Below are 6,513 nucleotides of genomic sequence, written 5' to 3' on the forward strand. Positions count from 1 at the left end.
AGTCAATTGACGAAAATTAAGTAGAATTCTTATCCGCGCATCAAAGATACATAAAGTACGAAACCAGCGCCATTGGTGCTTTTGCTATTACCATCAGCAATGGCTGAGGCGATGCCTGCAAGTGGGCCTACAAAAAGCATGACAAGAGCAGCAACGCGTAAGCTCGGACGAAGATATTTTTGATAAATATTAGTCATAAGTAAATTCCTTATTGCGCACGGCAGCTATGAGGAGCCTGATAAACGCACGGTGTGCTAAAATCGATTTGCAGAGCGTAAGCTGGACGTGTCGTATTATTGAGCAGCGAAACGATTGCCATTGCGAAGAGCGTTGCAATCAAACAAATAATAGTGAAGCGGCGTGTTAGCATTGTCTGTCCCTCATTGTGTAAGGACAATATGCGGGACTGTCGGTGAACCATTGCTGAGACCCTCATTCATATTCCGTTCAGGTTTCTATCTGCAGCAATGAACAAAACAGACGAACTCAGAGACAGGCGGCCTTGGCAGTAAGGAAATGGTCTGTTTATTTGCTTGCATCGGGAGATGAAAATGACAGCTGCAATCGAACTATATTATTGGCCGACACCCAACGGATGGAAAATTACCATCGCATTGGAAGAACTAGGCCTGCCTTATAACGTCAATTTCGTGAATATCGGGAAGGGCGATCAATTCGAGCCATCTTTTCTCAAGATTGCACCGAATAACCGTATGCCTGCAATTGTTGACCCCAATGGTCCAGATGGCGCACCGATTTCGATTTTTGAATCTGGCGCAATTCTTCAATATCTTGGGCGTAAAACCGGAAAACTATATCCGGCCGATGAGCGCAGCAGAGTTGCGGTTGAAGAATGGTTGATGTGGCAGATGGGCGGCCTTGGGCCTATGGCTGGCCAAGCGCACCATTTCCGCATTTATGCGCCTGAAAAAATTGAGTACGCGGTTGATCGTTATACAAATGAATGCAACCGCCTTTATGGCGTGATGGATCGCAGATTGGCTGACAATGAATGGCTTGCAGGGGCTGACTATTCAATCGCCGATATCGCCTGCATCGGCTGGATAAGCCGGCATGAACGCCAAGGACAAGACTTAAACACATTTCCCAACCTTAAACGCTGGTATGAGGCGTTGATGGACCGTCCTGCTGTAAAACGCGGCATGTCCATTGCCCAAGACTTGGATAAGCAGTCAAACATTGCGGGCAATGATGCCGCCCAAAGCATTTTGTTCGGCCAGAAGTCCAACTAACGTTCTGCTAGAGTTTAAAGGGCTCTGCTCGCTGGACAAAATAAAAGGCGACCAGATGGCCGCCTTTATAGTCTTGATGATGCTTGAAAGATTAGAGCTTTTTCCACGTTTGTGTTTTGCAGAACACTTTCAGTGCGCAGCCACGCATCTTCATAGTAGAACCTGATACGGTTGCTTTGCCAGAATATTGCTTGTCATCTGCAGGGTCAGTCACCGTGCCGGTGTAAGGGCCGCTGCCTGAAACCTTGCCGATTTGTTTGCCCTTATATTTGCCCGTTGTCAGATTAATGCAAAATGACCCGCCGCATTTAGCGATCTTTGCAGTCTCGCCGCTTGCAGTGCGCCAATTGCCTTCAATGTCTGCTGCCATCGCTGGTGTTGTGAGCAATGCAGTCGCGGCCAGTGCCGCAAAAAAAGTATTCTTCATGATGTCCTCCCGATGTGTCCGGTCACGCTCGACCAGCCTGCGATATATAATATTGACGCACACGTAAAAGTAAAATGATATTTTACGCGGAGCTGAGCAGCATCAACAGACTAGTTGAACGATCTATGCAGATCATTTTAGGTAAAATGCATTTCAAATTTAACGCGTATTTTTATGGCCTCCACAAATCAAGGTGAATGAATGGTTGAAGCCCATATGGTTTACGAGATGAGAATTTACTATTTTACTATTTAAAATCAATGTGTTGAATGTTTAACGATAATATAAATTTATAAAGTATTTTAATCGTGTTTGCTCAAAATTAAGGACGCTTTTTAGCAAGGAATTCAAAAATTAGGGTCATTCTACCCCCATAACAAAAACGGGCTTCAAACAGGCTCGATAGAAATAAAACAACAGTGATAATGTACAGGGGAATGTAAAATGGCACGTTTTGAGATGGAAAATGCGGATATGGCAGCAATCGGCGGAGGCGCTACTGCTGATATTCTTTTTGAAATGGGTTTGGTTGCTGCGACAGGTCGCGACTGCGAAATCAATCTTGTTGAAGCACATAAATGGCTTAACATTGCAGCGATCAAAGGATCACCGCGAGCAGCTCAGCTTCGCAGCGAGATTTCAGAATATATGTCAAAACCTGAAATTGCTTCAGCATTGCGTTCAGCACGTGAGTGGATGACAACACACTAATTGGTGTACTGCCGCGCCCACATTGGGGCGCGTCTATAGAACATGTATTAGTCTGTGCTGATGCTTGGCAATGATTTGGAAGACGAGGCGCTTAGCTGGCACCCATATAACGGCCAGGTTTGTGGTTGACGCCCAAAATCATGTTGAAAATCAATGCACCGATCACGGACCAGAATAGCTGTTCCCACGTGACGACAAAAGCCGCTGCGCCTAAAATGACAAAGTCGATCGCAAGCTGAACATATCCTGCGCGCATGTTTTTATTGTTTTGCAGCCAATATACCAAAATATTGACGCCGCCGAGACCTGCGCCATGACGAAATAACGCCAGCAAGCCCAGCCCAATCATGGTGCCGCCTGCTATGGCCGCAAGCGTTGGATGTACGGTGCCAATCTCAATGTAATTTGGGAAAAATGGCACAAGAACAGACATGCCCATCACCGCGCAAAATGTTTTGGCGATGTAACGAATGCCCATGCTACCCATGCCGAAAAAATAAAACGGCAAGTTTATAACGAAAAACAAAAGCCCAAATTTGAGACCCGTTGCATAGCTGACGATCAGCGATATGCCGGCCACGCCGCCAAGCACGATGCCGGCAAGCTTGAACAGAAATACACCAAAAGAAACGAGGATAACGCCGATGGAAATCGCGAAAATATCTTCGATGAGTGTGTGACGGCTTTCACGCGCCAATGTAATGGCATCATGACCGGTAATTGTTTTTTCGTCGCTCATTGTAAATCTTTTAACACAGCGGCAAGTGCCGTTGAAAACTGATTGATTTCTTCATCTTTACCGGTGCTAACTCTGATGCAGCGATCAAGAACAGGGGCCATTGGTTTGCGCACAAAAATTCTGTGTTCCATGAGGCCTTTGAGAACTTGCATTGCGTAGGCGCCATCTTGCCCACAATCGATGGTCACAAAATTCGTTGCAGATTTTATTGGTTTTAGACCGTTTTCGATTGCGATTGCGCTCAAACGATCACGTGCTTGCGTATTTGTTTCAAGTGTTTGGATGAGCCACTTCTGGTCCTTCAAGGCTGCTTCACTTGCAGCCTGCGCCATAATATTGATGCCAAAATGGTTTCGGATTTTCTCGAAAGGTAAAATCAATGCGCTGTTGCCAATGGCATAGCCGCACCTAAGGCCTGCAATGCCATACGCTTTTGAAAAGGTGCGAACGCGTAGCAAGTTCGCGCGCGTGCAATCAATCGCGGGCAGGGTGCCTTCGGGGGCTGTTTCACCATAGGCTTCATCAAGAATGATCAATGTGTCTTCAGGGATTTTGTTGATGAAGTTTTCAATATCTTTGGCAGGCCACCATGTTCCCATCGGATTGTCCGGATTGGACACATAAACAATGGCTGGACGTGTTTTCTGTGCTTCTTGAGCCAGTGCATCAAGATCTTCGTGGTCATCGCGGTAAGGCACAGTCAGTAATGTGCGGTCATAGGCTGCGACATGGTAATTGAAAGTCGGGTAAGCACCAGCCGACGTCAAAATCGTATCTTTGGGCGATGAGAATATACGCACAATCAAGCCAAGCAGCCCATCAATGCCTGAACCAATGACGACATTATTCATTTCAATGCCAAGATGCTGGCAAAGTGCGAGCCGCAGTGAAAAGTTCTCAGGATCAGCATATTGGCCGACGCTTTGGCTGGCGATACGCGCCATTGCTTCAATCGCGTTTGGTGAACAGCCCAGATTATTTTCATTCGCGCCAAGACGCGCCACAAATTGTTTGCCTGATTCTCTTTCCGTGCGTTCGGGAGCCGCAAAGGGAATCGTTGCAGGTAAAGCTTGAATATGGGCGTCTATTTTGATTGTCATGGCTGTCTCGTGGTAAAATTATGGGCTAGCGGTATATGAATTATAGCCAAATGGGCACTTCTTCTTTTGATTTTAACAAAAGAAATCCATTCGCAGCATAATTACCGTTGAAATCATAACATCTTTTATATAGCAACGGTCTCGGAGATGTGGCCGAGTGGTCGAAGGCGCGCCCCTGCTAAGGGCGTAGATGGGTAACTGTCTCGAGGGTTCGAATCCCTTCGTCTCCGCCATTATTCTATTTGTATGTTTATAATTTAGTTTAGCATGAGCAAGACACAGCTCATGCTGAAGGTCGAGCGTTTCTTGTTCTCTCTTAATGCTTGATTGCGAATGTCTCATTTCAACTGGGATGAAAAAAGCCATCGGGGCGTTCTTGAACGCGCTAGGCGAGCCTTGATCGATTGACATGTTTAGGCTGCCAAAAAAAGCTAATACACAAAATCATCGCGATACTGATTGCTGTTACGATCTGTTCTCAAATGAAAACGGAAGCGCGAATCTATCTGGCGGCAATGCGAAGCTGCCCCCAAACTGATGTCATTCATGCAAGCGGGTAAGGTGCGCCTTACGAAGCTAAATAAGCATATTTTCCACAGTCTAATTCTTAGAAAATACGATAGCCAAAACGCCCTTAAGTGACGTTGGGTAACACCGCGCTGGAATGTAAATTCATGAAACGGGTTGCGATGTGAAATTGGGCTCATAAATCGATTTAGTTAAAATGCAACCAATGGTGGAGTGTATAGCGATAATTCTTCGAAGTTCAAAATTACATTTAGTAGAGGTTTTTTTATTGGTTTTATAGGGTTTTTAATCTTTGAATACTCACAAAATACAACGATTCACTGATTCTTAATAAATCAGATTCGATACTAATTATTAGAAATGCAACGTGAGGTAGCGTTAAGTTGTCTCGCTGAGGTGTTGGTCCTGATCACGAAAGTAGAATTTGTACGCTTTATAAAATTCAATAAAAAAAACTCTTAGGGGAACGATTATGTCTATTACCACCCGCACGCCTGATACCGTCTCAATCGTAAATGATGGAGAGGTAATCAATGTTACGGTTCGAGGGCAGGGTGATGTGATAGTCAACGCTGACGCCGATTCAGTTGTGTCAGCCGATCAAGTCGGAAACGATCTCCTCGTTAGAATGGCGAATGGTGAAACATTTCGCCTTGAGGATTATTTTTTAAACCAAGACGGTATCGAAGTTTTTTTCGTTGATGACAACGGACTTTTTTCTGTCTTGACGGAGGTTCTCGGCGGAGGGGAGGAAGCGTTATTCCTTCGAATTATCCCTGTGGCAGGCGCTGACGGTGTTGGTGCCTTGGGGGTTCTCGGCGCTCTGGCTGGAGTGGGAGCCGCTTCGGCCGTAATTGGATTAGGTTCAGCTAGTTCTGATACCGATTCCGATCCAGAAGATCCTGAGCCTCGTACAGTGCCTGAGACAGACCCTGATCCAGAAGATCCGGACCCTGAGACAGACCCTGATCCTGAAGATCCGGACTCTGAAGGGGACGCTGACGCCGATTCAGACGCTGATGCGGACGCCGATGCAGATGCAGATGCCGATGCTGATGCCGATGCCGATGCCGATGCGGATGCTGATGCGGATGCGGATGCCGATGCGGATGCCGATGCCGATGCCGATGCCGATGCTGATGCTGATGCTGATGCGGATGCGGATGCGGATGCCGACGCCGACGCCGATGCTGATGCTGATGCTGATGCGGATGCCGATGCCGATGCAGATGCAGATGCCGATGCTGATGCGGATGCGGATGCTGATGCCGACGCCGATGCGGATGCTGATGCTGATGCCGATGCGGATGCCGATGCTGATGCGGATGCAGATGCGGATGCGGATGCGGATGCTGATGCCGATGCCGATGCGGATGCCGATGCGGATGCCGATGCCGATGCTGATGCTGATGCCGATGCGGACGCCGATGCTGATGCGGATGCTGATGCTGATGCCGACGCTGACGCCGACGCGGACGCGGATGCGGATGCAGATGCCGACGCCGATGCGGATGCGGATGCGGATGCTGATGCTGATGCCGATGCCGATGCGGACGCCGATGCCGATGCCGATGCTGATGCCGATGCCGATGCCGATGCGGATGCGGACGCCGATGCTGATGCTGATGCTGATGCTGATGCGGATGCCGACGCCGATGCAGATGCGGACGCCGATGCGGATGCGGACGCCGATGCGGATGCCGACGCTGATGCCGATGCTGATGCGGATGCGGATGCCGATGCGGATGCGGATGC

The 6,513-nt window shown here is 47.9% G+C and carries 7 protein-coding genes and 1 tRNA gene; 4 read left to right on the forward strand and 4 right to left on the reverse strand.

Going from position 1 to position 6,513, the window contains the following annotated elements:
• Nucleotides 1-29: 29 nt before the first annotated feature.
• Nucleotides 30-197 (reverse strand): hypothetical protein, encoded by a 168-nt coding sequence (locus C504_RS18660; RefSeq protein WP_018687385.1) that lies wholly within the window; start codon nt 195-197, stop codon nt 30-32.
• 354 nt (nt 198-551) lie between these two features.
• On the opposite strand from C504_RS18660, the gene C504_RS0100785 reads away from it, so the two are divergent.
• On the forward strand, nt 552-1,253 hold the full coding sequence (locus C504_RS0100785; RefSeq protein WP_018687387.1) for a glutathione binding-like protein: 702 nt from the start codon (nt 552-554) through the stop codon (nt 1,251-1,253).
• A gap of 91 nt (nt 1,254-1,344) precedes the next feature.
• Here the strand turns inward: C504_RS0100785 and C504_RS0100790 are convergent, their stop codons facing one another.
• The gene (locus C504_RS0100790) at nt 1,345-1,680 is read right to left on the reverse strand and encodes a DUF2147 domain-containing protein (protein WP_018687388.1); all 336 of its coding nucleotides are present in this window, start codon (nt 1,678-1,680) and stop codon (nt 1,345-1,347) included.
• A gap of 444 nt (nt 1,681-2,124) precedes the next feature.
• On the opposite strand from C504_RS0100790, the gene C504_RS0100795 reads away from it, so the two are divergent.
• Complete coding sequence (locus C504_RS0100795; protein ID WP_018687389.1) at nt 2,125-2,391, forward strand: sel1 repeat family protein; 267 nt, start codon at nt 2,125-2,127, stop codon at nt 2,389-2,391.
• Nucleotides 2,392-2,482: 91 nt separating this feature from the next.
• On the opposite strand, the gene C504_RS0100800 is transcribed toward C504_RS0100795, so the two are convergent.
• Both C504_RS0100800 and C504_RS0100805 read right to left on the reverse strand, forming a co-directional pair.
• Entirely contained in the window at nt 2,483-3,130 is a 648-nt protein-coding gene (locus C504_RS0100800; protein ID WP_018687390.1) for a YitT family protein, read from the reverse strand.
• Nucleotides 3,127-4,230, reverse strand: a complete 1,104-nt coding sequence (locus C504_RS0100805; RefSeq protein ID WP_018687391.1) for a pyridoxal phosphate-dependent aminotransferase — start codon at nt 4,228-4,230, stop codon at nt 3,127-3,129. The genes C504_RS0100800 and C504_RS0100805 overlap by 4 nt, the downstream gene beginning before the upstream one ends.
• Before the next feature lie 143 nt (nt 4,231-4,373).
• Between C504_RS0100805 and C504_RS0100810 the strand changes: the two genes are divergently transcribed.
• A tRNA-Ser gene (locus C504_RS0100810) sits at nt 4,374-4,463 on the forward strand.
• Nucleotides 4,464-5,230: 767 nt separating this feature from the next.
• Nucleotides 5,231-6,513 (forward strand): hypothetical protein (locus tag C504_RS16950; RefSeq protein ID WP_018687392.1); only part of this gene is annotated, 1,283 nt, incomplete at its 3' end.

The sequence above is a fragment of the Ahrensia kielensis DSM 5890 genome (assembly GCF_000374465.1).
Lineage (GTDB): Bacteria > Pseudomonadota > Alphaproteobacteria > Rhizobiales > Rhizobiaceae > Ahrensia > Ahrensia kielensis.

Bases quoted from the DNA above. Each gene is read 5' to 3' on its own strand.
- C504_RS0100785 (WP_018687387.1), top strand. From the start codon at position 552: ATGACAGCTGCAATCGAACTATATTATTGGCCGACACCCAACGGATGG.
- C504_RS0100800 (WP_018687390.1), bottom strand. From the start codon at position 3,130: ATGAGCGACGAAAAAACAATTACCGGTCATGATGCCATTACATTGGCG.
- C504_RS18660 (WP_018687385.1), bottom strand. From the start codon at position 197: ATGACTAATATTTATCAAAAATATCTTCGTCCGAGCTTACGCGTTGCT.
- C504_RS0100790 (WP_018687388.1), bottom strand. From the start codon at position 1,680: ATGAAGAATACTTTTTTTGCGGCACTGGCCGCGACTGCATTGCTCACA.
- C504_RS0100805 (WP_018687391.1), bottom strand. From the start codon at position 4,230: ATGACAATCAAAATAGACGCCCATATTCAAGCTTTACCTGCAACGATT.
- C504_RS0100795 (WP_018687389.1), top strand. From the start codon at position 2,125: ATGGCACGTTTTGAGATGGAAAATGCGGATATGGCAGCAATCGGCGGA.